Annotated in this window: 28 protein-coding genes; 10 read left to right on the top strand and 18 right to left on the bottom strand. The window is 66.3% G+C overall.

From position 1 onward, the window contains the following. Nucleotides 1-96: 96 nt before the first annotated feature. The 5 genes from ftsH to ASF26_RS09645 all read right to left on the bottom strand — a co-directional run bounded on the left by ftsH (nucleotide 97) and on the right by ASF26_RS09645 (nucleotide 5,474). Entirely contained in the window at nucleotides 97-2,016 is a 1,920-nt protein-coding gene (ftsH, locus tag ASF26_RS09665) for an ATP-dependent zinc metalloprotease FtsH (RefSeq protein WP_018043038.1), read from the bottom strand. 145 nt (nucleotides 2,017-2,161) lie between these two features. Further along, nucleotides 2,162-3,169, bottom strand: a complete 1,008-nt coding sequence (tilS, locus tag ASF26_RS09660) for a tRNA lysidine(34) synthetase TilS (protein ID WP_056252712.1) — start codon at nucleotides 3,167-3,169, stop codon at nucleotides 2,162-2,164. Then, nucleotides 3,166-4,134, bottom strand: a complete 969-nt coding sequence (gene ybgF, locus ASF26_RS09655; protein ID WP_056252708.1) for a tol-pal system protein YbgF — start codon at nucleotides 4,132-4,134, stop codon at nucleotides 3,166-3,168. Before ybgF ends, tilS begins: the two co-directional genes overlap by 4 nt. Nucleotides 4,135-4,251: 117 nt before the next feature. Further along, a complete protein-coding gene (pal, locus tag ASF26_RS09650) occupies nucleotides 4,252-4,752 on the bottom strand; it encodes a peptidoglycan-associated lipoprotein Pal (protein WP_056252705.1) in 501 nt (166 codons plus the stop codon). A 323-nt stretch (nucleotides 4,753-5,075) separates the two neighbouring features. Next, nucleotides 5,076-5,474, bottom strand: a complete 399-nt coding sequence (locus ASF26_RS09645; protein ID WP_056252702.1) for an Hpt domain-containing protein — start codon at nucleotides 5,472-5,474, stop codon at nucleotides 5,076-5,078. Nucleotides 5,475-5,567: 93 nt separating this feature from the next. Here ASF26_RS09645 and ASF26_RS09640 point away from each other — a divergent pair, with 93 nt between their 5' ends. After that, nucleotides 5,568-5,975, top strand: a complete 408-nt coding sequence (locus ASF26_RS09640) for a response regulator (protein WP_056252698.1) — start codon at nucleotides 5,568-5,570, stop codon at nucleotides 5,973-5,975. Between the two features lie 11 nt (nucleotides 5,976-5,986). On the opposite strand, the gene ASF26_RS09635 is transcribed toward ASF26_RS09640, so the two are convergent. Both ASF26_RS09635 and hemC read right to left on the bottom strand, forming a co-directional pair. Further along, on the bottom strand, nucleotides 5,987-7,027 hold the full coding sequence (locus tag ASF26_RS09635) for a diguanylate cyclase (RefSeq protein ID WP_244475880.1): 1,041 nt from the start codon (nucleotides 7,025-7,027) through the stop codon (nucleotides 5,987-5,989). A gap of 143 nt (nucleotides 7,028-7,170) precedes the next feature. Then, nucleotides 7,171-8,094: a hydroxymethylbilane synthase gene (hemC, locus tag ASF26_RS09630; RefSeq protein ID WP_056252694.1), complete on the bottom strand. Its 924-nt coding sequence runs from the start codon at nucleotides 8,092-8,094 to the stop codon at nucleotides 7,171-7,173. Between the two features lie 217 nt (nucleotides 8,095-8,311). Between hemC and ASF26_RS21990 the strand changes: the two genes are divergently transcribed. After that, nucleotides 8,312-8,674, top strand: coding sequence for a hypothetical protein (locus tag ASF26_RS21990; protein ID WP_082477573.1), 363 nt, complete (start codon nucleotides 8,312-8,314; stop codon nucleotides 8,672-8,674). 369 nt (nucleotides 8,675-9,043) lie between these two features. Here the strand turns inward: ASF26_RS21990 and ASF26_RS09625 are convergent, their stop codons facing one another. After that, the gene (locus ASF26_RS09625; protein WP_056252692.1) at nucleotides 9,044-9,343 is read right to left on the bottom strand and encodes an antibiotic biosynthesis monooxygenase family protein; all 300 of its coding nucleotides are present in this window, start codon (nucleotides 9,341-9,343) and stop codon (nucleotides 9,044-9,046) included. A gap of 38 nt (nucleotides 9,344-9,381) precedes the next feature. Then, entirely contained in the window at nucleotides 9,382-10,248 is an 867-nt protein-coding gene (locus ASF26_RS09620; RefSeq protein WP_056252689.1) for a Kdo hydroxylase family protein, read from the bottom strand. Between the two features lie 318 nt (nucleotides 10,249-10,566). Between ASF26_RS09620 and ASF26_RS09615 the strand changes: the two genes are divergently transcribed. Next, nucleotides 10,567-11,010, top strand: coding sequence for a hypothetical protein (locus ASF26_RS09615; protein WP_056252685.1), 444 nt, complete (start codon nucleotides 10,567-10,569; stop codon nucleotides 11,008-11,010). A 90-nt stretch (nucleotides 11,011-11,100) separates the two neighbouring features. Continuing rightward, a complete protein-coding gene (locus ASF26_RS21985; protein WP_082477572.1) occupies nucleotides 11,101-11,406 on the top strand; it encodes a hypothetical protein in 306 nt (101 codons plus the stop codon). 57 nt (nucleotides 11,407-11,463) lie between these two features. Here the strand turns inward: ASF26_RS21985 and ASF26_RS09610 are convergent, their stop codons facing one another. Further along, complete coding sequence (locus ASF26_RS09610) at nucleotides 11,464-11,937, bottom strand: Hsp20 family protein (RefSeq protein WP_018043025.1); 474 nt, start codon at nucleotides 11,935-11,937, stop codon at nucleotides 11,464-11,466. Nucleotides 11,938-12,116: 179 nt separating this feature from the next. On the opposite strand from ASF26_RS09610, the gene ASF26_RS09605 reads away from it, so the two are divergent. Further along, nucleotides 12,117-13,121, top strand: a complete 1,005-nt coding sequence (locus ASF26_RS09605) for an alpha/beta hydrolase (protein WP_056252682.1) — start codon at nucleotides 12,117-12,119, stop codon at nucleotides 13,119-13,121. Between the two features lie 88 nt (nucleotides 13,122-13,209). Here ASF26_RS09605 and hisN read toward each other — a convergent pair whose 3' ends face one another. From hisN to ASF26_RS09585, 4 genes are all read right to left on the bottom strand, one after another. After that, the gene (hisN, locus tag ASF26_RS09600) at nucleotides 13,210-13,998 is read right to left on the bottom strand and encodes a histidinol-phosphatase (RefSeq protein WP_056252679.1); all 789 of its coding nucleotides are present in this window, start codon (nucleotides 13,996-13,998) and stop codon (nucleotides 13,210-13,212) included. 157 nt (nucleotides 13,999-14,155) lie between these two features. After that, complete coding sequence (locus ASF26_RS09595) at nucleotides 14,156-16,225, bottom strand: AI-2E family transporter (protein ID WP_244475879.1); 2,070 nt, start codon at nucleotides 16,223-16,225, stop codon at nucleotides 14,156-14,158. A gap of 125 nt (nucleotides 16,226-16,350) precedes the next feature. Next, complete coding sequence (locus tag ASF26_RS09590; protein WP_056252676.1) at nucleotides 16,351-17,118, bottom strand: 5-oxoprolinase subunit PxpA; 768 nt, start codon at nucleotides 17,116-17,118, stop codon at nucleotides 16,351-16,353. Then, nucleotides 17,115-17,360 (bottom strand): helix-turn-helix domain-containing protein, encoded by a 246-nt coding sequence (locus ASF26_RS09585; RefSeq protein WP_056252675.1) that lies wholly within the window; start codon nucleotides 17,358-17,360, stop codon nucleotides 17,115-17,117. Before ASF26_RS09585 ends, ASF26_RS09590 begins: the two co-directional genes overlap by 4 nt. Nucleotides 17,361-18,332: 972 nt before the next feature. Here ASF26_RS09585 and ASF26_RS09580 point away from each other — a divergent pair. After that, complete coding sequence (locus tag ASF26_RS09580) at nucleotides 18,333-19,943, top strand: TROVE domain-containing protein (protein WP_056252670.1); 1,611 nt, start codon at nucleotides 18,333-18,335, stop codon at nucleotides 19,941-19,943. 66 nt (nucleotides 19,944-20,009) lie between these two features. Here ASF26_RS09580 and ASF26_RS09575 read toward each other — a convergent pair whose 3' ends face one another. The 3 genes from ASF26_RS09575 to ASF26_RS09565 all read right to left on the bottom strand — a co-directional run bounded on the left by ASF26_RS09575 (nucleotide 20,010) and on the right by ASF26_RS09565 (nucleotide 22,262). Continuing rightward, the gene (locus tag ASF26_RS09575; protein WP_056252665.1) at nucleotides 20,010-21,302 is read right to left on the bottom strand and encodes a nicotinate phosphoribosyltransferase; all 1,293 of its coding nucleotides are present in this window, start codon (nucleotides 21,300-21,302) and stop codon (nucleotides 20,010-20,012) included. A gap of 53 nt (nucleotides 21,303-21,355) precedes the next feature. Next, a complete protein-coding gene (locus ASF26_RS09570; protein WP_056252662.1) occupies nucleotides 21,356-21,604 on the bottom strand; it encodes a hypothetical protein in 249 nt (82 codons plus the stop codon). 154 nt (nucleotides 21,605-21,758) lie between these two features. Beyond that, entirely contained in the window at nucleotides 21,759-22,262 is a 504-nt protein-coding gene (locus ASF26_RS09565; protein ID WP_056253323.1) for a pyridoxamine 5'-phosphate oxidase family protein, read from the bottom strand. A gap of 166 nt (nucleotides 22,263-22,428) precedes the next feature. Between ASF26_RS09565 and ASF26_RS09560 the strand changes: the two genes are divergently transcribed. The 4 genes from ASF26_RS09560 (at nucleotide 22,429) to ASF26_RS09545 (ending at nucleotide 25,189) form a co-directional block, all read left to right on the top strand. Continuing rightward, nucleotides 22,429-22,695 (top strand): hypothetical protein, encoded by a 267-nt coding sequence (locus tag ASF26_RS09560; protein ID WP_156462949.1) that lies wholly within the window; start codon nucleotides 22,429-22,431, stop codon nucleotides 22,693-22,695. Nucleotides 22,696-22,819: 124 nt separating this feature from the next. After that, complete coding sequence (locus ASF26_RS09555) at nucleotides 22,820-23,947, top strand: Mrp/NBP35 family ATP-binding protein (protein WP_056252659.1); 1,128 nt, start codon at nucleotides 22,820-22,822, stop codon at nucleotides 23,945-23,947. A 5-nt stretch (nucleotides 23,948-23,952) separates the two neighbouring features. After that, nucleotides 23,953-24,564: a molybdenum cofactor guanylyltransferase MobA gene (gene mobA, locus ASF26_RS09550; protein WP_056252656.1), complete on the top strand. Its 612-nt coding sequence runs from the start codon at nucleotides 23,953-23,955 to the stop codon at nucleotides 24,562-24,564. A gap of 385 nt (nucleotides 24,565-24,949) precedes the next feature. Continuing rightward, complete coding sequence (locus ASF26_RS09545; protein ID WP_056252651.1) at nucleotides 24,950-25,189, top strand: hypothetical protein; 240 nt, start codon at nucleotides 24,950-24,952, stop codon at nucleotides 25,187-25,189. A gap of 25 nt (nucleotides 25,190-25,214) precedes the next feature. Here the strand turns inward: ASF26_RS09545 and ASF26_RS09540 are convergent, their stop codons facing one another. After that, the gene (locus ASF26_RS09540; protein ID WP_156462931.1) at nucleotides 25,215-26,111 is read right to left on the bottom strand and encodes a GSU2403 family nucleotidyltransferase fold protein; all 897 of its coding nucleotides are present in this window, start codon (nucleotides 26,109-26,111) and stop codon (nucleotides 25,215-25,217) included. Between the last annotated feature and the right edge of the window lie 57 nt (nucleotides 26,112-26,168).

Genomic DNA, 26,168 nt, shown 5'->3' with positions numbered 1-26,168 from the left:
CCGCGATGCCGTCCGGATTGGGCTTTGGCAACCAAAAGAAAAGCGGCGAGGTCGCCCTCGCCGCTTTGTTATCTTCGTAGAGTGATCACGTGGGCGTCACGCCTGCGGTTGGGGCTCCAGCCCACCCTCGCTGTCCCGCGGACGGCCACGACCAGCGGAGGGGACGGAAGAACCGCGAATAGGCGCCGGTCCATCGCCCGCATCGCGGATCGGCGGCTTTCCTGCGATCAAGTTCTTGATTTCGTCCCCCGAAAGGGTCTCGTACTCAAGGAGCCCCTGGGCGAGCGCTTCGAGATCGTCCTTATGCTCTCCGAGGATGCGACGCGCTTCCTCAAGGCCGGTCTCGACGAGACGGCGGACCTCGGCGTCGATCTTCTGGGCGGTGGCTTCGGAAACCGTCTGCTGACGGCCCATGGACATGCCGAGGAAGACCTCGTCGTTGTTCTCGCCGTAGGCCACGGTACCGAGCTCAGGAGAGAAGCCCCACCGGGTCACCATCATGCGAGCGAGACGGGTCGCCTGCTCGATGTCCGACTGGGCGCCCGAAGTCACCTTGTCTGCACCAAAGGTCATCTCCTCGGCGATGCGGCCGCCCATCATGATGGCAAGACGGGAGGTCATCTGCTCGAAGCTCATGGACAGCTTGTCGCGTTCCGGCAACTGCATGACCATGCCGAGCGCCCGGCCGCGCGGAATGATCGTCGCCTTGTGGACGGGATCGGTGGCCGGCACGTTGAAGGCGACGATGGCATGGCCGCCCTCGTGATAGGCAGTGAGCCGCTTCTCATCCTCGGTCATGACCAGAGTGCGCCGCTCGGCGCCCATCATCACCTTGTCCTTGGCGTCTTCGAACTCGTGCATCGTGACGATTCGCTTGCCACGACGAGCCGCGAGGAGAGCGGATTCGTTGACGAGGTTCATTAGGTCGGCGCCGGAGAAGCCCGGGGTGCCGCGCGCGATGACCTTGAGGTCGACATCCGGTGCCAAGGGCACCTTGCGGACGTGGACACGCAGGATGCGCTCACGGCCGACGACGTCGGGATTTGGCACCATGATCTGACGATCGAACCGACCCGGACGCAGCAGGGCGGGGTCGAGCACGTCAGGACGGTTCGTGGCCGCGATGATGATCACGCCCTCGTTAGCCTCAAACCCATCCATTTCCACAAGGAGCTGGTTCAGGGTCTGCTCGCGTTCATCGTTGCCACCGCCCAGGCCCGCACCGCGATGGCGACCGACCGCGTCGATCTCATCGATGAAGATGATGCAGGGTGCGTTCTTCTTCGCCTGCTCGAACATGTCGCGGACACGCGACGCGCCGACGCCGACGAACATCTCGACGAAGTCGGAGCCCGAGATCGTGAAGAACGGCACGTTGGCTTCGCCCGCCACCGCACGGGCAATGAGGGTCTTACCCGTACCGGGAGGGCCTACGAGGAGAACACCGCGCGGAATGCGGCCGCCGAGACGCTGGAACTTTTGGGGATCGCGCAGGAACTCCACGATCTCCTGCAGGTCTTCCTTGGCTTCCTCGACGCCGGCGACGTCGTCGAAGCTCACACGGCCCGACGCCTCGGTAAGAAGCTTGGCCTTCGACTTACCAAAGCCCATGGCGCGCCCGGCACCCGACTGCATCTGGCGACTCAGGAAGATCCAGGCGCCGATGAAGACCAGGATGGGCAGCCAGCTCACGAGCAGCTGAATAAACCAGGGCGTGTTGTCCGAGGGGGGACGCGCGGTGATCTGCACGCCCTTGCTCTGAAGCTTGGACACCAGGTTCGGATCGTTGGGCGCGTAGGAGGTGAAATTGCCACCGCCAACATAGGTACCGCTCACGTCCTGCCCGGAGATCACCACCGTCTGGATCTTGCCGGAATCGGCATCGTTCAGAAGCTGGCTATAGGCGATCTCGCTGCCGCCGCCGCGATGTCCCGGATTCTGGAACAAGGTGACGAGCGCCAGCACGAGCAGGAAGATGACGACCCACAAGGCAAAGTTGCGGAAGTTCGGGTTCATCGATCAATCCCTGGGGGCGTCCGGTCCCGCGTTTGGTGGACGGATCACGCGGAGGCATGTCGGCAATGTAGGCAGTGCCGCCCCCCTTGCCAAGTAAATCGGGCCAGCCTGCGGCAAGCCAGTCAGGGGAAAGGTGAGCGCGCCCCTAAGATGGAGACCGCCGGGGCGGGGCTGTGCGTAAGGAGAGGACGCCCTCCGCGTTCAGATCGACGAGGATGCCGCGAAGGGTTCTCCGCATGGCGGTCCCTGCAACGAGCGCCGGCCGGAGACCGTCGACGACGAGACGTTCCAGGCGTTCGAGGCGAATATCCCCTCCCCCGCCAGCCTCGTGCAATGCGAGTCCGACAACGCGGATGAGGATCGCGTCCGGCAAAGCGGCCAGCGGAGGGGCATCCAATACGACGGCATCTGCGGTGATGCGGAGTGCGTCGAAGGCGGCGCTGGCGGCGTCGCGTAAAGCGTCTTCGTCGCGAGCCATGCGGGCGGCGAGGCGGCGGAGCCGTTCGGGGCTGAGGCCTTCCGCCGCGAGATCGGGCATAAGGCGGCGCAGGCGCGCGCGCGCGAAGCGCTCATCCACATTCGAGGGATCGCGCGCGGAAACCAGCCCATGGGCAGCGCAGTAGGCGACGAGGTCCGCCTTCGGGATATCGAGGAAGGGCCTCGCTAGGCGCGTTCCCGGCGCGAGGTCGCGTTCGCGCCGCATCCCGGCGAGCCCCCCCGGACCGCTTCCGGCGAGGAGCCGCATCAGCACGGTCTCCGCCTGATCGTCGGCGGTATGACCGGTGAGAATGGTATCGGCACCGATCCTGCGCGCGCATTCTGCGAGGAGGGTGTAGCGCGCGTGACGGGCAGCGGCTTGAATACCACGGCTCGGCTTGTCGCCGTCCCAGGTCAGGATGTGGTGACTTAGACCGAACGATTTCGCGGCGAGCCCGACGCTCAGGGCCTCGGCGTGTCCCTCGGCGCGTAGACGATGATCCACCGTTGCCACCTGGATCGGATGCGCCGAACCGAGCCGGGCGGCTGCATGCATCAAGGCGGTGGAATCCGGTCCGCCGGAGACGGCGATGAGCAGGCGGCAGGAATCAAGGTAGGGCTTCAGCGCCGCGGCCAGCGTCGCGTCGATTCCGTCGCCCGATGGCGCGGCGTTCAAGCGGCGCAGCGCGCGCGTTTCTGCTCGCGGACCACGCCCTGGCGGACACCCTGTGCGGCGGAAGGGAATTTGCGTTCCAGTTCCGCGAGGGTCGCGCAGGCCTGTTCGCGAGCGCCGAGGGCATTCAGCGAGATGCCGAGCTTCAGCATCGCGTCCGGGGCCTGGGGCGAGCGGGCGTAATCCGTGGAGACCTTCAGGAACTGCTCGGCCGCCTCGCGGTTGCGGTTTCGCTGGAGGTAGCTCTCACCGAGCCAGTAGGTCGCTGACGGCACCTGCGCGTCGCGCGGATGCGACTGAATGAACTGGCGCAGGCTCATCTCCGCCTGTTCGTAATGCCGTCCGGCGATGTAGCCGTAGGCCGTCTCATAATCTGCTCGTGCGTCACCCGTGGTCGTTGCAGCCACGCTGGTCATCGGGCGCGCCGGGCTCGGCAACGCGCCGGTCGTGGGCACGCGTGAGGGAGGGGTTAGGTCGACGGGACCGCCCAGGCCGGGAGGAGACAGGCCGGGCTCCTCGTCATCGGCATCGACCACGGTGGGTGGCACACTCGGGCCCCGTGGCGAAGGCGCGGTGGCGATGGCGGCGGAGGGGATGGTCGTGCCGAGCTGCATCGGCCCGCCGGGACGGCCCGGATTCTGCTCCGGGTCGAAGACATCGCTGCGCTTCTGCTGCTTGGCTTGTCCGGGATTGGTGCCGGACGGAGGGGCGGCAGGCTTTCCACCGCCACTCTTGCCTTCCTGCAGCCGGTACTCGACGTCCTCTTGGAACTTGCGAAGCTGTTCTTTGAGCTGGCGATTCTCGTATTGCAGCGTCTCGATCTGACCCGCCATCTGTCGAGACTGGTTCTCGATGCGGTTCAGGCGGACGACGAACTCCGACGCATCCTGAGCCGCCGCCGGAACGACGACGGTCAGGGGGGCGAGGAATGCGAGAGACGTGGCCGTGAGAAGCAGGCGGCGGAGCATGGGAAACGGCACCAGTGGTCGGATCGGACGGGGATGCATCGGCAGCACCCCGCCGATAGCAGATGTGCCGGGACGCGGCAAAAATAGGGCCACGACTGCAAAGGTTACCTGTCGTCTTCAGGAGCCGGCGCCTCGGTCGAGGACGGTCACGGCGCGGCGGTTCTGAGACCAGCAGGAGATGTCGTTGCACACGGCGACCGGGCGCTCCTTGCCGTAGGAAACCGTCCGCATCCTTCCAGCGGCAAGTCCACGCGAGGACAGGTAGTCCTTGACGGATTGTGCCCGGCGCTCGCCGAGCGAGAAGTTGTACTCGCGGGTGCCGCGCTCGTCGGCATGGCCTTCGACAAGGAAGGTGTAGCGAGGGTAGCGCTGCAGCCACTGAGCCTGTTTGTCGAGGGTGGCGGTGGCAGTCGGCGTCAAGTCGGTCGAATCCGATTCGAAGAAGACGCGGTCACCGATATTGACGACGAAGTCCTGTGCGCTGCCCGGCGTATTGGCGCCGCCTGCAAAACCCGAGGCGTCGGCGAGATCCTTGTCGTTGGTGCAGGCAGCGACACTGAGCGCGGCGCAAAGGACTGCCGCGAGCGGAAACACGCGAAAGCGCGCGGTCATGGACATGGTCTTGCTCTCCTCGGGCGGGGCGTCCGGTTCCGGGACGTCCCCACGGGGCCGTTCGGTAGTGCGACCTGTGTAGGTCGAGCGGGTTAAGCGAAGGTTCCGTCAACCTTGACGGGGTGTTTCAAAGGCCGAATTCCAGTCGCCGTATGTGACGCTCGGCACCTCGATTTCCCAGAATGGCCTCGTGACCTGCGCAACGATCCGTGTCGCACCTCAAATGCGGCAGTCACGCGACGGATAAGCCGCGCGCTCCGCACTCTTGGCGAGTGTGCCTTCGGCGCAACGGGTCCGCGCCATGAGCTTCTCAAGGAGCACGATTGCCATCACTCGCGCGCGCCCAAGACGGCGAGGGCGGTCAGCGCGCGGTCGGCAGCGATCCGCCCTTCCTGCAGCGGGATGGCGATGTCGTCGCCTTTCAGGCAGGCCTGTTCGATGACCGAACAGCACCGCGAAAGGTCGAGAAAACCGAGAGACCCGCTCGATGCCAACAGAGCATGGGCATCCTGCGCGATAGTGGCCCGATCGTCGTTCCCGGCGGGAAAGCGGACGCGGATCTCGACGACGAGCAGGGAAAGAAGCCGTTTCAGATGGTCGTGCCCGAGAAGGACCTCGAGTTCGGCGAGCGTCGCCTCGTCGCAGACCGTCCCTCTCCCCTTGCCGGACGTGTGCTCCACCGCTGCCTCACGCATCGTCGAAGGGTATTTGAACGACCCACCGTCCATGTCGCCGACGATCTCCGAATCGACGCGATCATTGATGGAAGCTTAACCATTAATGCAGTTATTTGTTGATGTATGAAAGGGTCGACAGCCGGCATGAGTGGCGCACCGAACGTTCTGATCGTCGAGGACAATTTCCTCCTGCTGGATATGTTGACGATCCAGTGCGAGCGTGCCGGCCTCACAGCCGTGGCGGCGTCCAGTGGCGAAGACGCTCTGACGCTTCTCAGGACGCGTGGTGCCGATTTCGACTGGCTGCTGACCGATATTAATCTCCCGGGATTGATCGATGGATGGACGGTGGCTCGCGCCTTCCGCGAGGTTCGTCCTGACCGCCCGGTCATCTATGCGTCGACGAATGCTTATTTCGATCGCAGGCCACTTCGAGGAAGCCTCTCGGTCCGCAAGCCTTTTCAGATCCGCGAGATCGTCGCCCTTGCCCGGATGATGGCGGCGGAGCGCGGCCTATCCCCCACTCTGGTATCGCACCACGCATCTGCGTGAGACGGTCGTCGTCATTTCGCCGGAGGGGCTAGGCGGAATGTCCCGCGCCCATCCGCCTTGGCCGCATAGAGGGCCATGTCGGCCTCTGCGAAGAGGTCCTCCGGACTGTGGCTCACCATCGTGGCGATGCCGATGGAGACGCCGATCGTGAAGGTCCCCTGCCCCCAGGCGATGGGCGGCGCAATGGCGGCGATGATCCGTTTCGCCAGGGTCGCGAGGCCCTGTGTGCCGATGGTGGCGCCGACGGCGACCCCGAACTCGTCACCCCCGATGCGTGCGACGAATTCCGTGTGACGGCACGTCTCTTTGAGGCGGCGCCCCACCTCGGCGAGACAGGCATCGCCGGCCATGTGGCCATGAAGATCGTTGACCTGTTTGAAGCCGTCGAGGTCGAGGAGCAGCAGGGCTCCCAGTCGGTCCATCCGGGTGAGGCGGCCGTAGAAGCTTGTGCGGTTGGGCAGGCCCGTCAGGGTATCGAACTCCGCGAGATAGCGTGTCCGGTCGGCGAGAATCTTCTCCTCGGTGATGTCTTGCTTCATGCCGAAGATGCGGACCGGTATTCCTCCCTCGCATTCCACCGTAGCGGTTAGGCGGATCCAGCGTCGGTTGCCCAAAGCCGTTACGATCTCGGCGTCCTGGGTAAAGCCGCCACGCTCGGCGATGGCCTCGCTCCGAAGTGTGTCGAGGCGGATGCGTGACTCCGGGCTGTAGCAGCCCAGGGTCGTTTCGCGGTCCACCGCGGAGCCCACCGGCAGGTCGAACATCCGGTAGACGGCATCGGTCCAGGTCAGTGTCTCATCGTCGAGGCGGCATTCCCACACACCGATCCTGGCCACGGCCGAGGCGCGTTCGAAGATCTTACGGCTGTGGGCAAGGGACAGGGCCTGCGCGTCGATGAAGCGGGCCTGGTCCTCGATACGGGCCTGGAGGGCCGCGATCAGGTGTGCGTCATCGCGGCGCTCGACCGTGATGTCTTCCCGCCCTGGGGGATCCCCGTCGAGATGGAGCAGCACCGGTGAGCGGGACGACGGGTGGGCGCAGACCTCATCCATCTGTATCCCCAAGCCGCAAAGAGTATAAGACTGTACACTTACCGTAGCGGATCAGCGATTAACCGTTCCTCTCCTATCCGCAACGCGCGAAGTTGCCGCGCCTAACCCGGATCGAGGCTGATGCCGTTGGAGCGAGAGCCCGCCTATTGCAGATGTTTGGCGTAGGTATCGCCGGCTGCGCGTTTCAGTTCGGCTCCGGCATCCTGTCCGATCCGAGCGGCGTCCGATACCGCGCCCACACGGCGGACCGCCCAATGGGCGCTGCCGTCCGGCAGGAACAACAGACCGTCGAGGGTCAGCACGTCGCCGTCGATCCGTGCCAGGGCCGCGATGGGGGTGCGGCACGATCCATCGAGTTCCGCCAGGAGCCCGCGCTCGGCGTCGAGTTCGGACGTGGCCGTGGCGGATCGCAGGGGAGCGAGCAACGCACGAACGGTGGAATCCGCCTCCCGGCATTCGATGCCGAGTGCGCCCTGCGCCACGGCGGGTAGCATTTCGTCCAAGGCCAGGACGCTCCGTGCCATGTCGGCCATACCAAGGCGTTCGAGGCCGCAAAGGGCCAGGAGAGTCGCCTCGCAGGTGCCCTCCTGAAGCTTGCGCATCCGGGTATTGGCGTTGCCGCGCATGGGGACGATGCGCAGGTCCGGGCGGCGCATGAGGACCTGAGCGGCTCGGCGCAGGGAGGACGTGCCGACGCGGGCGCCCGGCGCAAGGCCGGCAAAACCCTCCGCTTGCGCAGAGAGGAAGGCATCGCGCGGATCGTCCCGTTCCAGGATGCAGGCGATGACCAGACCTTCGGGCAACCAAGTCTCGACATCCTTCATCGAATGTACGGCCACATCGACCACGTCGGCGAAAAGGGCCTGTTCGAGTTCCTTCGTGAACAGTCCCTTGCCGCCGATCTCGGAGAGCGGTCGGTCGAGGATGCGGTCGGCCACCGTGTTGACGACCACCAACTCTGTTTCCAGCCCCGGATTGGCCGCTACGATCTTATCGCGGACCATTCCCGTCTGTGCGAGAGCCATTGGGCTACCGCGGGTGCCGATGCGGAGGGGGCGCTGAATCATGGGCGATGGACGCCTGTGCAAGGACGCTTCGGATAAAGCCGCCTCTATTGAGGACGGTTTCCCTCAGTAAGCAGTCCACGGTCGGCTGTCACCGTGGCGAAGGCTTCGCCCGAATCGCGCGCCAGGGTGTGGAAGGATTCATTTCATCCAAACCCGGTCATCGAATCCTTACGAAAGACGGGCGACTGTGGCGAGATCTGCGGTCGAGACCAGAGAGATGGCTCCGAGCAAGCTCGAACGGTTCCGACACTCACATTTTCCCCAGGCCGACGACGAAGCTTCTGGTCAGCCAACCGAGCGGAGCGTGCCGTTGCGTCGCATCGACCCGCCGCACTCCGAAAAGTCTTCTCCTCGACGGCGGCGTGGCGTCTTCGGCCGAGCCTATGTCGGTCTCAAGCTGATCCTGACACTCGGGCCGCTTGCTTTCCTGCTTCTCTCGGCTGTCGCCGAATGTGGCTCCCGCTCGTCGGTGCTGTTGCCGGACTTCCTGCATGCCAGTGCCTGCGCACGCCGCGACCTCACCCGCCACGTATGGTCCATCGAAACTACGCTCAAGACTGTATCGGACCGTCTTCGCTGAAGCCGTAAGGCAGCGGTGTGATCCACGAAGGAATTTTTATTTCTAACCGAAAGCTACGGCGAGTTGCTTAGTTTTCAGCTGCTTGCCGCACAGGTTGGTTTGTACGCCTTCCAGGAGCAAGGCCGGGGAGTGTAATGCAACTGGATTCGCCCGCCATTCTTCCATTGCACTCAGGCTCCGCTGATATGGGTCCGCGCCCCGGCAGAGTGGTAGCATCGCGGCACGCCGTTCGGAGCGACGCCAAGGACGTTTTCGGCGATGTTGCGACGGTGCGCCGAGACTGGGTGATGAGTCTTTCGCTGGATGCCGCGTGAAGCCCTGGGCGCTCCTCGACAGCCGCATCGAAATGCTTATCCGGCAATCCGGGCGTCAGAACGCCTGGAGGGTGAGCTCCGTATGCTCGACGCTGGGCGGTCCTTCGAAGAACGGAGAGACCATCGCACGATAATCCTTCCACGCCTGCGACCCAGTAAAGAGTTCGGTATGGTCGGCGAGCGTCTCCCACTCGATCAGCAGACGATAGCGCTGGGGCTTCTCCACGGAACGGCGCACGGCAAAGCTCTTGCAGCCCTTGGCGACCTTGAAGATTTCGGATGCCTTGGCGATGTTCGCCTCGAAATCAGCCTCCATGCCGGCTTTGATGTCGATCTGTGCGATTTCGAGGATCATGGCGTGGTCCTAAGCCCGGTCTCTGTGGTGGGGTGATCTTAACGGAGTTTGCGCCCGAGCTTCCTGGCGAGGATCCGCTGCGGGCTGCGCTCCGGATCCGTCTGGCTCGTCACGGGCAGGTAGGCCGTCTGTTCCAACATGTAGCGGCCGCCCATGGCGCCATGCATGACAAGGTCCGAGAACGTCACCCAGGTCTGGCCCGGGGCGAACTGCACGTCGGCCTGGGGGCCGTTCTGCTGGTATCCCATGTCCTGCTTCAGCGCATCGTGGAGATGCAGCATCAGGTGGTCGTATTCGGAGCGGCGGGCCTTGGTGATACGCAAGGCCGCCAGCAGCCGCGCCGACAGGGGCGAGTAGCCCGGCAGGCGCGGCAAGAACTTCTCGGCCATCGAGCCGAAATCCTCGCCCACCCGCCACAAGCGGGGCTGCCCGTTCGGGTTGATGTTGCGGAAGATGCGCAGGATGCGCTTCTCGCCGATCGGGTTCGACGGAAAGGCGTCCACGTGCAGGCGTGTGTCGTCCCTGCGCCAGCTGAGCTTGCGCTGGTCCACCTCGAACGGGCGGTAGGAGGTGCCGGCCAGCGTGATCTTGCCGGTATAGGCCGGCAGATGGCGGTCGATCAGCTCCTGGGCGAAGGCTTTGTAGCGGATGAGAAGCTGGCGCAGCGCCTCCTGCTCCTCCGGCGTTCCGGCTGCCCCTCTCAGTGAGGCCTCCTTGCCGCGGATGTTGACGTTCTTGGCCTTGCCGTCGGCAAAGGGTCGCTCGACGAAGCGTTTCTCGAAATCGCTGAAGGGGAAGTCTTCATCGTGGAAGACGAGGACCGAGCCGCTCTCCAGAGCTTCGACAAGGGAGGGGACGCCGGGCGCTGATCCGTCGCGGGCGACGGAAAGGATCGGACTGATCATTGGGGAAGCGTCCTCGAAAGCCGCGGGTGCCGCGCGGTTTAGCCGAAGCTCGGGCTTTCCGCCAAGGGCAGGCTGCCAGGGGAAAGGGCGAGCCCGTCGTGTGCGACGACGGGTGGCAGAACATTGATGCTACCTTGAGCGACTGACGATGCATTAGCGGTGGATGAAATCTTCACCCGGTTGTCATTGTCGCGATGTCGGCCCAACCCTGTTCAATCTAGCGAGAGCATCCGTCGCAACCTTGGCGCATGCCCGACCGTTCTCTCGGTGACGGGCCGGTCCAATGGTTCGGCTGCGACGGCAGCGAGGAAGCCGACGATGGCGACGTTGAAGGAATTCGAGGAGGCCCTGCGCGAGCAGGGCATGAACATGGCGCTCGCCCTGCTCCAGCGCCTGCGCGAACGCGACCGGGCGACCCGCACGATCAAGCCGGCACGACGCCTCACGGGCCAGAAGATGACGCCGGATCTGGCGCGGGCCATCCTTGATCTTCACGCTTCCACGGGAATGACCCAGCAGGAGATCGCCTTCAAGGTCGGCGTGAACCAGGGACGGGTCAACGAGGTGATCAAGCGCGGCAAATGGCTGAGCGACAACCCGAATGCACCTGAAGCCGTGGCCCGCGACAAAGCAAAAGCTCGGATGCGCGGCGAGCCGAAACAGCACCGTCCCGCACCAAAACCTCCGGTTCGCAAGGAGGGTCCGGTCGCTGCGCGCCGCAGGCAGAGCCCACAGGGGCAACTCGTCTTCGGCGACCTCTGAATCCCCTATCGAAACCTGGCTGATTGGCTCGGAGTTACCTCGGTCAGATCGCGCTTCCGTGTGGTGGAAGACGAGGGGCGTTGGGCTATCATGAGAGTCTCCTGTTTCGTCGGCGTTATATGTGCCGTCCTCGGCGTCAGTTGGCCCGCCATGGCACAGCGGGCATCCACCCTCGACATGACCTGTCCGCAGGCGAGAGCCGTCGTGTCACGGAGCCGGGGCATCGTCCTCGGGACAGGTGGATCGACCTATGACCGCTTCGTGCGTGACCGTGGCGCATGCGAGGTCACCGAGATCACGATCCCAGCCTACGCGCCCACCCGCGATACGGCGGATTGCTTCATCGGCTACCGATGCCGGGAGCCGGGCCGAGGCGACCGATTCGATGGATTTTGAACGCGAGCAGGCGCCCCGACCTCCCGGTCGGGGCGCTCATGGTCGAAAGACCGGCGACTACGCCGCTGCTTGCACCTGACCTTCGATCACGGGCGCTTTCACGGCGCCCGACGTGGCGATCTGGATCTGGCGGGGCTTCTTAGCCTCTGGGATCTCTCGGACGAGATCGATATGGAGCAGGCCGTTCTCCAGGGCCGCACCCGTTACCTGGACATAGTCGGCGAGCTGGAACCGGCGTTCGAACCCACGAGCTGCGATCCCCTGATGAAGAACCTCGGCTTTGCGGGTCGTATCGGGACTACGCTCGCCCTTGAGCGTGAGCGCGTTTTCCTTAACCTCGATGGTGAGGTCGGATTCGGTAAAGCCAGCCACCGCGACGGTAATACGGTATGCGTTCTCACCTGTGCGCTCGATATTGTAGGGCGGATAGGTCGGGACCGCATCTGCGCTCACGAACTGGTCGAGGGCCGAGAAAAGACGGTCGAAGCCGACGGTAGAGCGATAGAGGGGAGCAAGATCGAACTGGCGCATGACATATTCTCCGTAGGAAGCAACATGTAACGTTATCGTCCGCCCAAAGGGCCGGACCGTTGCGCCGCCGTATCGGCCGGCGCTCCTCCAATATCGGAGGTGCGTCGGAAGGCTTCAAGAGTCTGGATAGCCCTTCTCATGCAAAATTTGCCACTGCTTCTCTTATCTGGATTCTCCACATGTTGACCCTTGCTTCCACGCCCGGAAATCCGGTCCCTCCGGGGGGAACGTTGGTTGTCGTCCATGGAGATGACGGCATCCGGCTGAGGGCCGCCCATTGGCGCCCGACGACCCGGTTGGCGAAAGGAACAGTGTGCCTGCTGCAGGGCCGGGCCGAGTTCATCGAAAAATATTACGAGACCATCTCGGAACTGCGCAGGCGCGGGTTCGCCGTTGTGGCGTTCGATTGGCGGGGCCAGGGGGAATCACAACGGCAGGTCTCCGATGCGCATCGCGGCCACGTCGCGCGTTTCGACGATTATCGCCGCGATCTCAAGGCGATCGAGGATGCGATCCTGCGGCCGCTGATGCCGCATCCGCATATGTGCCTCGCCCATTCCATGGGCGGCGCCGTGGCGTTGACCGGGGCGATGGATGGGTGGCTGCCCTTCGCCCGCCTCGTCACGGTGGCGCCGATGCTGTCGATCCGGATGATCCGTTTCCCGGCGGCGTCGTTCTTCCTTGCTCGTGTCCTGCACAGGCTGGGTCTCGGGCGCAGCTACATCCCGTTCGGCAAGCCGGCCTCTTTGGCGACGAAACCGTTCGCGGCAAACCGCCTCTCGGGCGATCCCGCCCGCTATGAACGCAATGCCCAGGCGGCCCGGGCCGTCGGCGCCAGCGCCGTGGGGGATCCGAGCGTGGCCTGGATCGTCGGCGCGTTCCGGGCGATGGCGAAGCTCGCTGATCCGCGAAAGGCCGCCTCGATCCGCATTCCGACTCTCGTGATCGGCGCTGGCGCCGACCCAGTTTGCGACACCGCGATCACGGAACGGTTCGTGGGCCGCCTCTCCTCCGGTTTCCTCCTTGTCCTGCCCGACGCCCGTCATGAGATCCTCTCGGAACGCGACGCGATTCGAGACGATTTCTGGGCGGCTTTCGATGCCTTCGTACCGGGGACGGTCGTGTCGGAAAGGGGTGAACACACCGATACGGGGCGGGCCGTCGCCGCCGCGATGACGCCGTGAGACACGCCCGTGATTGACCGGAAGAGGCCATCGCTTCTCCTCGGCCAAACGAGCGACGCAGAGTCTAAGCCTCTAAAGTATCGGTGTATTACGGGTTGAGGTGGCGCAGGGCCGCGGCGTGGAGCCGGACGTCCCCGGCGGCGACGATCCGGCCGCCCTTCGCGGCTGAACCGCCATCCCAGGCGGTGACGATGCCGCCGGCACCCTCGATGATCGGGATCAACGCGACGATGTCGTGGGCCTTCAAACCGGCCTCGACCACGAGGTCGATCTGGCCTGCTGCGAGCATGCAATAGGCATAGCAATCGGTGCCGTAGCGCGACATGCGCACGGCGCCCTCAATGCTCCGGAAGCGATCCTGCTCGTCGCCCGGCGCGAACAGACGCGGATCGGTGGTGGCGAGCAGAGCGTCGGCGAGGCGTTCGCAGCGGCGGGTCATGAGCTTGCGCGGGCCGCGGATGCCGTGGAACGTGGCACTGGCCCCATCGCCCACGAAGCGCTCGCCGAGATAGGGCTGGTTCATCAGCCCGCGCACCGGCACGCCGTCATGGAGCAGGCCGATCAGCGTTCCCCAGGTGGGAAGCCCCGTGATGAAGGCGCGGGTGCCGTCGATGGGGTCGAGCACCCAGACGCATTCGGCATCTGCGTGGTCGGAGCCGAACTCCTCGCCGACGATGCCGTGGGTGGGGAATGTGCTGCGGATCCGTCCGCGCAGGATCGTCTCCGCCGCCCGATCGGCCTCGGTGACGGGATCGAAGGCGCCGGTGTCCCGGCCCTTGTCGTCCATGCCGAACGAGGCCCGGAAGAAGGGCAGGATGGCCTGTCCCGACTCGGTGGCGAGGTCTTCCATGAACCGTGCGAGATCGACGACGCTCATCGAAAGCCTCCCTGTGAAACCGCCCCGCAACCGAAGCGACGACCGGCGAGCCGCGTCAAGCCCGGACCGCCACGATCAGGCCCGAAACACCGCCATCCCCCGGGCGGAATCACCGGAATCGCACGGCTCTTCCGCCGCGGCGGAAAACCCGTCGCGTTCAGGTCGCGATGGCGGCGGCGACCGGCGCCGATGGCGGCAATTCGGGCGGTGTTTCCGGCGGAATCTCGGTCGCTGAAGACTCCGGTTTCGCGACCGAGGCCGTGGTGCCGGCCCGGGCGAGGACGGCCTGCAACGCGGCGTCGAGGGAAGACACATGCGTATCCGCGCCGATGGCCGCCCGCTGACCTTCGTCGTTGAGGATCTCGTGATCGGCCTGCCAGAGACCGACGACGATGGGCAGGCCCGGCATGCGGTTCTTCAGCCGTCTGACGAGGCGGCGCAGATGCGTCGGCTCTCCATTGATGGCGAGGGACACGATGCAGATCATTCGGGCCGGGCCGGGATCGAACCCATCGATCTGAACCCGGGCCACGTCGGAGAAGGGAACGATTCGGGTGCCGATGCCGCGCTTGTTCAGCAGTTGGGCCAGGATCGTGCAGGCCGATTCGTCGACGAAGCTGCGGCCCGTCACGCACAGGACCGCGCCGTCCTGCTTCCAGGCTGCCGGGATGTCGTCGGGAATGGCGAAGTCGTCGTCGGGCACCTCGACCTCGCGGCGGTCAAGGCCGGCGATGAGGACGGCCACCGTGTCGCGGATATCGTTCTTCTGCTCCGGCGTGAGCACCCCGCGCGCCGCGTCACGGGCGGCGAGTTCGAGCCCCTTCAGCACCACATCGTCGTAATAGGAGGAGAGCGAACATTCCTTCAGGATCAGCTCGGCATGCTCTTCCGCCTCCTCCGGGTCGTCGGCGAGGATGCGCTGGTAGAAATTCTCTACCGGCGTCAGGGCCGGCCGGTCGCCGAACAGCACGTCGAGGAATTCGAGCTTGTCCACGTGCCGCCCCAGCACCACGAGGCAGACGGTGAGCGGCGTCGACAGCAGCAGGCCGACCGGTCCCCATAACCATGTCCAGAACAGGGCCGAGACCAGCACGGCGAAGGGCGACATCCCGGTGGACTGCCCATAGAGCATCGGCTCGATGACGTGCCCGGTCAGCGGCTCGAGGATCAGGAACACCGCGAGCGTCGCGATGACCATCGACCAGCCGGGATCGACCGCCGCCGCCAGCGCCAGGGGGAACAGGGCCGCCAGGGCTGCGCCGATATAGGGCACGAACCGCATCAGCGCCGAGAAGATGCCCCAGAGGGCCGGGTTGGGCACGCCGATGACGGAGAGACAGATCCCGATCACCACGCCGAAGGCGGCGTTGAGGGCGAGCTGGACCAGGAAGTAGCGGCTCAGACGCCGTGCGGCATCGTCCATCGCCACGGTGGTCCGGTGGAGATCGCTCGACCCGACGAGACGGATCATGCGGTCGCGCAGGTCTTCGCGCTGCATTAGCAGGAACAGCAGCACGATGAAGACGATGCCGGTGGTGGCCAGCGGATGCAGGATCGGCGACAGGATGGTGTTGGCCAGGGCCAGCGGGTCCGGCGCCCGCTCCTTCATCTCGACGACGACCGGTTTCTCGGGCGGCGGAGCGTTGGGTTTTCCGGCCTCGGGCTTCGGAGCCTCGGGCTTGGCGCTCTCCTCGCCGCTCTGATGCATGGTCCGGCCGATATTGGCGACGTAATCGGCCAGCCGCCCGGCCGGGCTGTCGCGCAGGCCCTCGACCTTCTGTTCGATGGTGGTGCGGTAGCGGGGCACGTCCTTGGCCAGATCCGCGAGCTGGACGCCGATGAGGGTGGCCAAGGCCGCCGCCACCCCGAGAGCCATGACGACGGAGGTCGCCACCGACAGGAAGCGCCCGAAGCGCAGACGCCGCAGGAGGTAGACGATGGGCCCGAGGACGAAGGAGAGCAGCACCGCGATGGCGATGGGGATCAGGACGTCACGTCCGATATAGAGGCCGGAGACGATCAGCGCGGTGACGATGAGCGGCGAGGCCAGCGAGGGCGGGATCGATTCGGCCGGAGCGATTCGCGTCGCGCGGGGGGGCAGGATCGGATCCCGCAGAGGCGTCGCACGGGAGTTGCCGCTTTTGCCACTCACGGAACTCTTGGCGCCCGCGGACCCGACCTTCGGCGCCTGCGGCGATGCGGCTTCAGCCGGGGTGGGTGTCGCCATGTCGGTTCCGTCTCAACGCTACGCACACGATGGCGCGGCAATCTCGCCAGCGTCATCGTCATGAGGAACGGAGTATCGCCTGGAAACGATCCCTGCTTCCCGCACGCTTTGCATTCATTCTGGAATCAGGCGGCGTTGAACGCGGCGAGTGCGAAGCCAGCTTCCGCGAGCGCCCGCCGCACGGCGCGCGCCGTCTCGACCGCGCTCGGCGTGTCGCCATGGACGCAGATCGTGTCGATCGACACCGCGATCCTCCGGCCGGACAGGGTGATCACCGCACCCTCCTCCACCATGCGGCGGACCCGCGCCGACGCCTCGGCCGAATCGTGGATGACCGATCCGGGCCGCGAGCGCGAACAGAGCTGCCCGTCCTCCTCGTAAGCCCGGTCGGCATAGATTTCCCGCACCACCGCAAGGCCGGCATCCAGCGCCGCGCGCTCGGCCGCGAGGCCCGGCATCACCACCAGGGGCAAGGTCCGGTCGACGGCGAGGACCGCCCGCGCGAGAGCCTTCGCCACATCCGCATCGGCGTTCGACAGGTTGGCGAGGGCCCCATGCGCCTTCACATGGGTGACGCGATGATGGCCGAGGGCCGCGCAGGCTTGGAGCGCTCCGATCTGGTAGGCCACCCCGGCCTCGATCTCCCCCGCGCTCTCGGCGATGACCCGACGACCGAAGCCGCGCAGATCCTGAAATCCCGGATGGGCGCCGATGGACACGCCGCGCGCCCGCGCCGCCGAGGCGGTGGCGACCATGATCGAAGGATCGCCGCCATGGAAGCCGCAGGCGACGTTGGCCGAGGTGACGAGGTCGAGGAGGGCCGCGTCGTCACCGAGCGTATAGGGGCCGTAGCCCTCGCCGAGATCGGCGTTGAGATCGATGCGGCGGCTCATGCGGCCCCTGCCGGCCGCGCCCGCAGCATCACTCCGAATCCTTCGTCCTCGTCGCCGATGAAACGGACGCCCTCCCCTTCGAGGGCGTTGCGGATGGCGTCGAGCGTCCGGTTGCGCGGGGCGACCTGCTCGCTCTCGATCATGTTGAGGGTGACGATGGAGAGGGAGGCCCGCGCCGCGAGCGTCCCCTGCGTCCATTTCAGCAGCCCGCGTCCGGCGCGGATCTGAGCGGATGTGATCATGCTCGGGAGATGGACCGAACTGTAAGATTTTTCAAGTTTCGCCTTGACTGGACCGGAGCGCGACTTTAATCACCCCGCCATCGGCCTGCCGGGCCGGTGATCGAGGGTTATCGCTCTCATCGATGTCCACGGTCGCAAACCGTGGAGGGGCCTCGAGGCCCAGTCGTCCTCGAACGTTCATGACCGGCAGACCAGATTACCTCACCGGCGCGGGCCGGCGGGGGCTCGGTTATCACCTGCACGTGAAACTACCCGAGCCCCATTCGACATGCCCGCGTCCCTCGCCATTCGGTCCCTGCCACGGGCGGAGCAACGCATGAAGAAAGTCGACCATCGCGTCGCCGCGTTCGCCTGTCTCGGGGGCGAAAGCCGGCGACAAACCAGTCTTTGATCCGGCGCTCCGCGCGGGCCGCTGACGAACGGTTATCTTTGGGATGAAGGGCTCTCGAGCCCTGGGGTTCGACCCCCCGACGGCCTCGCGGCCGATCCGTTCGCCTCGACCATGTCCGCGCGGCCATAGGCTGGATTCACCGACAATCCCTCATCGCTGACGTTTCCGTCGCCTTCGCGCGGCGCGCGCCTCCTGGCTCGCGTCCGAGCGCCCGCGCCGGAACCCGAGCGGTCCGTGCGGGCCGGGAGGGGACGGTTATCGGTAGAGCGCCGCGGGGCTCGCCTCGCGGAGGGTGCGGATTCGAATGCCGCCGGGGCCGCCGCGGTCCCGAAGCTCATAACGCCGTCCCTCGAACACATGCCCGCATGGCCGTCCCGGACCGGCGAGCGGATCACCCCATCGGCCGCGCGGGCCGAGAAGGCAGGGTTATCGGATCTTTAGGTCGCGGGTTCGAATCCCGCCGGGCAGCGATGCCCGTAGCTCAGTCGGAAGAGCGAAAGACTATCCTGCCTCAGTCCCATGCCCGCGCGGCCCCAACGAACCACCGGGCACGAGGCCCGTGGAGAAAGGAGCGAGCGAAGATGTCCTATGCCAAGCTGTTCTCGCTCCGGCGCAATCCGCAGTCGGAGCCCATTCCCCGTACCGTGCCGAACTCGGCCGGCGGACACGCCTTCCCGGTGAGCGACTGGACGCGGCTCGACCGCTTCCTGATGCTCGGCTCCGAGGGCAGCTCGTACTATGCCGGCCCCGTCGCCCTGACGCGCGACAATGCGCAGGCCGTGCTGCGGTGCCTCGCGGAAGACGGGCCGCGCGTGGTCGCCGCCATCGTGGCGGTGAGCGAGGCCGGACGGGCTCCGAAGCAGGATCCGGCGATCTTCGCCCTGGCGCTCGCCGCCTCGGCGGAGGGCGAGCATGCCCTCGCTACCCGCCGGGCCGCCCTGGCCGCCCTTCCGCGCGTCTGCCGCACGGGTACGCACCTGTTCCAGTTCGCGTCCGCCATCGAGGCGATGCGCGGCTGGGGCCGTGGGCTGCGCCGCGCGGTGGCCGACTGGTACGTCGCCCGCCCCGTGGAGGCGCTGGCCTACCAGGCGGTGAAGTACCGCTCGCGCAACGGCTGGTCGCACCGCGATCTGCTGCGGCTGGCCCATCCGGAGACGGGCGAGCCGGATCGCGCCGCCCTGTTCGACTGGATCTGCCGCGGCACCCTGGCCGAGGCGGCGCCGGCGCTCGTCCACGCCTTCGCCTCGGTGCAGGCGCCGGGCGTCAACGGGGCTTCGGCCGCGGCGATGATCCGCACGCATGGCCTGCCGTGGGAGGCGCTGCCGACCGAGCTGATGACGAGCCGGGCGGTGAACGAGGCCCTGATCGAGCGCATGCCGGTGGGAGCCCTCGTGCGTCAGCTCGGGCGGCTGACGGCCTTGGGCGTGCTCGCCCCCTTCTCGGAGGGGACCGAGCATGTCCGGGCGGTACTGTCGGACCGGGAGCGCATCCTCAAGGCGCGTCTCCACCCGATGGCGCTGCTCATGGCGCTCAAGACCTACGCGTCGGGGCGCGGTGAGCGCGGCCGGCTCTCCTGGGAGCCGGTGGCCGCCATCGTCGAAGCACTGAACGCCGCGTTCTACACGGCGTTCGCGTCGGTGACGCCCACGGGCAAGCGTCTCGTCCTGGCCCTCGACGTGTCGGGGTCCATGGCGATGGGAGGCGTGGCCGGGTCCTCGCTCACCCCGCGTGAGGCGGCCGCCGCGATGGCGCTCGTCACCGCGGCGACCGAGGAGCGCTGGCAGGTCGTCGGCTTCACGGCCGGTGCCGGCCGGCGCTGGAACGAGGGCACGGCACTGACCGCGCTGCCGATCGGGCCGTCGATGCGGCTCGACGCGGCGGTGGCGGCCACGTCCGACCTGCCCTTCGGCGGGACGGATTGCTCGCTGCCCATGCGCTGGGCCCTGGAGCGGAACGTCCAGGCCGACGCCTTCGTGGTCTACACGGACTCGGAGACGTGGGCGGGGCCGGTCCACCCGGTGGAGGCTCTGCGTGCGTACCGGCGGAAGACCGGGATCGACGCCAAGCTCGTGGTCGTGGGGCTCGTCTCCAACGGCTTCAGCATCGCCGACCCGGAGGATGCCGGCATGCTCGACGTGGTGGGCTTCGACGCCGCCGCGCCGGCGCTGATCGCGGATTTCCTCCGCGCCTGACAGGGGAGACGGACGGTACGCCGCCCGTCTCCCGTATGCCTGGATGCGGGCCGCTCTCGGCAAACATCACACGATGACCGGCATCTCCGCCATCTCGCCGATGCCGAAGACGCGCTTGTAGCGAGCGATCTCGTCGGCCGGACCGATGGCTTTCGACGGGTTGTCGGAGATCTTCACGGTGGGGCGGCCGTTGGCGGCGATGACCTTGCAGACGATGGAGATCGGATCGAGCCCGTGATCCGGCGCCAGCCCGCGGAAATCGTTGGTGAGCAGGGTGCCCCAGCCGTAGCCGATGCGCATCCGCCCGTGGAAATGCGCGTGGATCGCCTCGATGGTCCCAATATCGAGCCCATCCGAGAAGATCGCGAGCTTTTCGTGGGGGTCGCAGCCGCGTGACGCCCACCAGGCAATGGCCTCCTCGCCGCCCTCGATCGGGTCCTTCGAATCGATGCGGATCCCGGTCCAGGCCGTCATCCAGTCCGGCGCATGGGCCAGGAAACCGGTGGTGCCGTAGGTGTCGGGCAGCATCACCAGCAGGTTGCCGGCATAATCCTGCTGCCAGTCGCGCAGCACGTCGTAGGGCGCCTGGGCGAGGGCCGCGTCGTCGTCCGCCAGCGCGGAATAGACCATCGGCAGTTCATGGGCATTGGTGCCCACGGCCTCGACTTCGCGGCGCATGGCGATGAGGCAGTTCGACGTGCCGAGGAAGGCCTCGCCCAAGCCCTCGCGCATCGCCTCGACGCACCAATCCTGCCACAGGAAGCCGTGGCGGCGGCGGGTGCCGAAATCTGCGATGGAGAGGCCGGGCAAGGCCTTCAGGCGCTCGATCTTCTCCCACACCCGGGTCATCGCCCGCGCGTAGAGCACCTGCAGCTCGAACTTGCCGAGCCCGCGCAGGATTCCGCGCGAGCGCAACTCGTTGAGGATGGCCAGCGCCGGCACCTCCCACATGGTGGTCTCGATCCAGGGACCGTGGAAGGTGAGGACGTATTGTCCGTCGCGCGCCTCGAGTTCGTAGTCCGGCAGGCGGAAGCCTTCGAGCCAATCCATGAAATCGGCCGAGAACATCTGGCGGTTGCCGTAAAAGGTGTTGCCGCGCAGCCAGGTGGATTCCCCCCGGCTCAGGCGAACGGTGCGGGCGTGATCGAGCTGCTCGCGCAATTCGCCCACATCGACGAAATCGGCGATGCGGACGGAGCGGCTGCGGTTCTGGATGCCGAAGGTCACGTCGGCGTCGCGATGGCGGCGAAAGATCGTCTGCGCCATCAGGAGCTTGTAGAAGTCGGTGTCGAGCAGCGACCGGATGATCGGGTCGATCTTGAAGTTGTGGTTGTACACCCGCGTCGCGAGATCGAGCATGGTCGGGAGGTCTTTCAGGAAGCGTCCGAGCGTCGCTCAGCGGCGATGCGTGATCAATTTCGCACGGAACGCGCTTCCTCCATCAGCGTCACGATTCGACGGGAATTCTTGGCGATCTCGGTAAGTGCGAGGATTGCGCCCATGGCGACCGAAGCGGCGATGAATACGACCACCGCGGAGAGCAAACCAAGGAGAATATTGCCTCCCGGAGTGAACGTCGCGCTCAGGAAGGCGATGCTGGTCGCGATGATGATCAGGGCGATGCAGAGAAAGTCGAGAAGATCGACAACGAAGCGGCGCATGGCGAAGAGAAGGCCTTAACGCGGGACCGCCAACCGACCCCGACAGGCCCGCAACGCTAAGTTTCGAAGGGCATCGAAACAACCGAAAAAGCGCCTCCCGAGTGGTGGGAAGGCGCTTTTCCAAACTAAACTTCTGACCCGGTTAAGTCGATCATTAGGCGAGATCGACCTTCTTGGTCTCGGTCTTGGGGGACTCGCCCGTGAGGGCGGCCTTCACGTAGCCGTAGATGTGCAGGGCCGTGGCGTTGGGGCTGTCCCAATACTCGCCCTTTTCCGGGTGGATGCGGATGAGCGCGACTTCCGGGTCGTCCTTGCCGTTGGGGAACCAGGTCTTCATGCTCTCGCTCCACTTGTCGTCGACGATGGCCTGATCGGTGACGATCTCGGCCTTGCCGGCGATGGAGACGTAGGTCTGGCTCGACGGGTCGGAATAGGCGAGGTTGACCTGGTTGTCCTTGCCGATCTCCGCGGTCTTGGGCGAGTGCAGTTTGGTGAAGAACCAGATGTCGCCGCTCTCGTCGATGTCCTGGCTCCACATCGGGCGGCTGTAGAGCTTCCCGTCCTGATCCGCCGTGGTCATCATCGCGACCTTGATGTCCTTGACGAGTTCGAACAGCTTCTTCGCGCCCTCGTGGTCGCGGTGGTTGCCTTGATGCATGAACATGGTCTCCTGAAGGTCTGTCGTCCGTATCGGGGCGCGGCGCTCCCGGTCGCGGGCCGGCCCTGAAGGCTGCACTCACAACGGGCCAGGGCTCGCTTGGTTCAGCGCCGTTCGGAGAAGAGGAAGAATGTCTCTGTCCGTCCCGATCCGGGGAATACTCGGAATGCTCATGGGCGCGGCCTGCGCCCTTCCCGTCCTCACCGCACCCGTCGCGGCGCAGGTCCGCTTCGGTCCCGGCGTGCGAATCGGCGGTCACGATTTCTCCCACCGGCGCTACGGCAGCGTCCATATCCAGCGGGTGAAGCGGCTCCCCGGTCCCCCCGGATGCCGCCATGTCCGCAACGGGACGTATCGGCGCGGCGACGGCTCGGTCGTGCGCGGGCCGATGGAGCGGTGCAACCTCATTGCCATCCCGCCGGGGCGGCGCTGAAACCGTCCGTTTCGCGCATATCGGGGGGTGAGACCGCAAGAGGTCTGGCGTTCTCGTCTTCGTCGGTTACATGCAGAGGGGTGTCCGGTCCGCCGTGTCCGCCTGCCTCGCCTGGAGAACCATCTTGGCCATTACTCGCGACGACGTGCTCAAGGCGCTGTCCGCCGTCACCGTCGATGCCGGCGGGACCACGCTGCCCGCATCGGGCCGCCTCTCCCAGGTGGTGGTCGACCCCACCAACCGGGTCATGTTCTCGATCCTGATCGACCCGAGCGAGGCGGAGCGCTTCGAGCCGGTGCGTCGCAAGGCCGAGGGCACCGTCCTGGCCATGGCCGGCGTCTCCGGCGTGTTCGCGAGCCTGACCTCGGAGCGCGGGCCGAATCAGCCCGCCCCGCCGGCGCAGACGGCCCCGCCCCAGCCGGGACGGCCCGCGCCCCCCCGCACCGGCCCAGCCTTGCCCGGCGTGCGCCACATCGTAGCCGTCGCCTCCGGCAAGGGCGGCGTCGGCAAGTCCACCACCGCCTGCAACCTCGCCCTCGCCCTCTCGGCGCAGGGGCTGAAGGTCGGTCTGCTAGATGCCGACATCTACGGTCCCTCGGTACCCAAGCTGTTCGGCCTGTCCGGCAAGCCGAAGGTGATCGAGGAGCGCCTGCTGGCGCCGATGGACGGCTATGGCATCAAGGTGATGTCCATCGGCTTCCTCATCGAGCCCGAGACGGCGATGATCTGGCGCGGCCCGATGGTGCAGTCCGCCATCACCCAGATGCTGCGCGAAGTCGCCTGGGGCGAGCTCGACATCCTCGTGGTCGACATGCCGCCGGGCACCGGCGACGCCCAGCTCACCATGGCCCAGGCGACGCCGCTCTCGGGCGCCGTCATCGTCTCGACGCCGCAGGATTTGGCGCTGATCGATGCGCGACGCGGAGTGACGATGTTCCGCAAGGTCTCGGTGCCGATCCTCGGCGTCATCGAGAACATGGCGACCTTCATCTGCCCGAATTGCGGCCATGCCTCGCACATCTTCGGCCATGGCGGCGCCCGCGAGGAGGCGGCGCGGCTCGACGTGCCGTTCCTCGGCGAGATCCCCCTGAACATGACCATCCGGGAGACCTCCGATTCCGGGCGTCCCGTGGTGGCGGTGGACCCGGACGGGCCGCACGCGAAGGTCTATCGCGGCATCGCCGCCCAGCTCTGGGCCAACCTCACCGGCGGGCCGGCCCCCCGCGCCGCGCCGCGCATCGTCATCGAATAGAACCCATGGAGCCCGTGCTCGGCGTGATCCTGGCCGGCGGCCTCTCCCGCCGCATGGGCGGCGGCGACAAGCCACTGAGAATCCTGGCGGGCCGTACCCTCCTCGACCGGGTGGTGGAGCGGTTCGGGCCGCAATGCGGTCTGGGCGTCGTCCTCAACGCCAATGGCGACCCGGCCCGGTTCGCGGAGTTCCCCGGCCCGGTTGTGCCGGACGGGGTGCCCGACAATCCGGGGCCGCTCGCGGGAATCCTCGCCGCCCTCGACCATGCCGCCGCGCGCCACCCCTCCGCCACCCATGTGGCCAGCGTAACGGGCGACGCGCCGTTCCTGCCCCTCGACCTGGTGGAACGTCTTCGAACCGGCTTGTCCGGCTCGCCCATCGCCATGGCCTCATCGGCGGGTCAAGAGCATTTCACCGTGGCGCTCTGGTCCGTGTCTCTGCGCGACGATCTCCGCGCCTCCCTCGTCGAGCGCGGCGAGCGCCGCGTCGGCGCATTCCTCCGCCGCCACGGTGCCATGGCCGTGGACTGGCCGGCCGACCCGGTCGATCCGTTCGTCAACATCAACACGCCGGAGGACCTGGCGATGGCGGAGAGCCTCCTGATCGGGCTCCGCTGATGCTTCACCCGTCCGGGGAAGGCGCATGCTTGAACCGAACCCGGTATGGCGGAGCACACCGTTTCCAGATGCCCGAAGCGTAGCGGAGGATGATCCGGAATCCAGCGCAAGACGGGCCGCGTCGGCGGCTCACGACGGTCTTGCGAAGAGTGTCGGCCGCTTCGCGCCGTCCCAGGATTGAACCCTGCGAAGGAAAGGCGACGACGCCAATCGCATACGTAACGGTCCGAGAGCGAAACGAGGATGGATGACAAGCGAAGTATTCAATCGAGCGAGTGCTTTTCCCCGTGCGATGCTCTACCCTCGCGTGATCGCGGCTCTGCCCCTGGCCTTCCGCGCTTGAGAGACAGATATGCGCTCCCGCCTTCGATGCGTGGAAAGCCCTATGCCCCGCTACTTCTTCGACATCAACGACGGTCGTAACGAGCGGGACGAAGAGGGTGTACACTGCGCCAACCTGCAGGCCGCCGTGCTCGAGGCCAAGACGTTGCTTCCAGCCGTGGCCGCCGACGAAGTGCCCAAGGATGGCGAACGCCAGGCGATCACGGTGTTGGTGACGGACGAGGACGGCAAAGCCGTCTATCTGGCGGCGCTCGCCTATACGGGGACTTGGCTGATCCGATAGCCCGGACTCGGGTGATCGCGGGGCGCTACGCAGGGAATGCCGGAAACCCGACTTGCGTCGGCTCGTAGCCCAGTATCTGGCCATGCGCACAGACGGCTTGCGTGATGGCGATGCACCCGGTTTCGTCGAGGCGTGCGACACCTGTTTCCAGGTGACGGCGCCAGGAGGGATCTCGGTTCCACGCCTCGACCCAGGAGGCCGCCAGGGCAACGGGCTGGTTCCGGGCAAGGGCCGCGATCAGGAAGCCCGCCTGAGTCAGATTCTTCGCCTGTTTCTCACGCTCGGTCCGCTCGTTCGCCACGACGAGTTTGTGAACGGCGTAGCGCTCTGGAGCCGGCACCGTGACCGAGATTCCGCCGGCATGGAGCAGTGTCGAGCGGACCGGGTCTCTGATGAGGAAATCGAGATCGCGAAGCGGCTGGGCGCTGACACCGCCGAGGGCCGGCATCGGGACGAGTGCCCCGGTCAGATCGTCCGCGCCGCGGTTCGAGACGAGAAACTCGCCCCAAAACCCGCTGGCGTTCACGAATGCGCTTGTGCTGTCCGGCCGCGACAGGTTCGGCACCGGACGGAAGCTCGCATCCACGGCCTGCAGTTCCTCGTGAATGGGAGACATGCTCTCTCCGATCGCGACCGAAATGCCGTAATCCTGTGCGAGATCGATGTCGCCGGTCCTGAGCGCCCTCATCGGGCGCTCTCCGACGAGGCCCGGAAAGTTCTGGAACGCAACCGTACCCACCAGAACTCCGCGCAGGCGAAAGAAGCCTGCCTGCGCCAGACGCTCGACAACCCGGCCCGTCAGGGCGTCGGTTGTCGGAAACCCAGCGCTCCGCAACATCCGAACCGCGTCGATACGGGTGCGGTGATCGACCCGCTGGCGGTCATGGGCCTCGACCCGGCGCGTGGTCTCGGAATCCGCCACCGTGCCCACATAGCGGTTGGACTTCGTGCCGGTGGCGGCGTCGTAGCCCTGATAGTA

It is taken from the genome of Methylobacterium sp. Leaf93 (assembly GCF_001422345.1).
Taxonomy (GTDB): Bacteria; Pseudomonadota; Alphaproteobacteria; order Rhizobiales; family Beijerinckiaceae; genus Methylobacterium; species Methylobacterium bullatum.
Note: the sequence above shows the minus strand (reverse complement) of the source record. Positions and strands in the feature narration are given on the sequence as shown.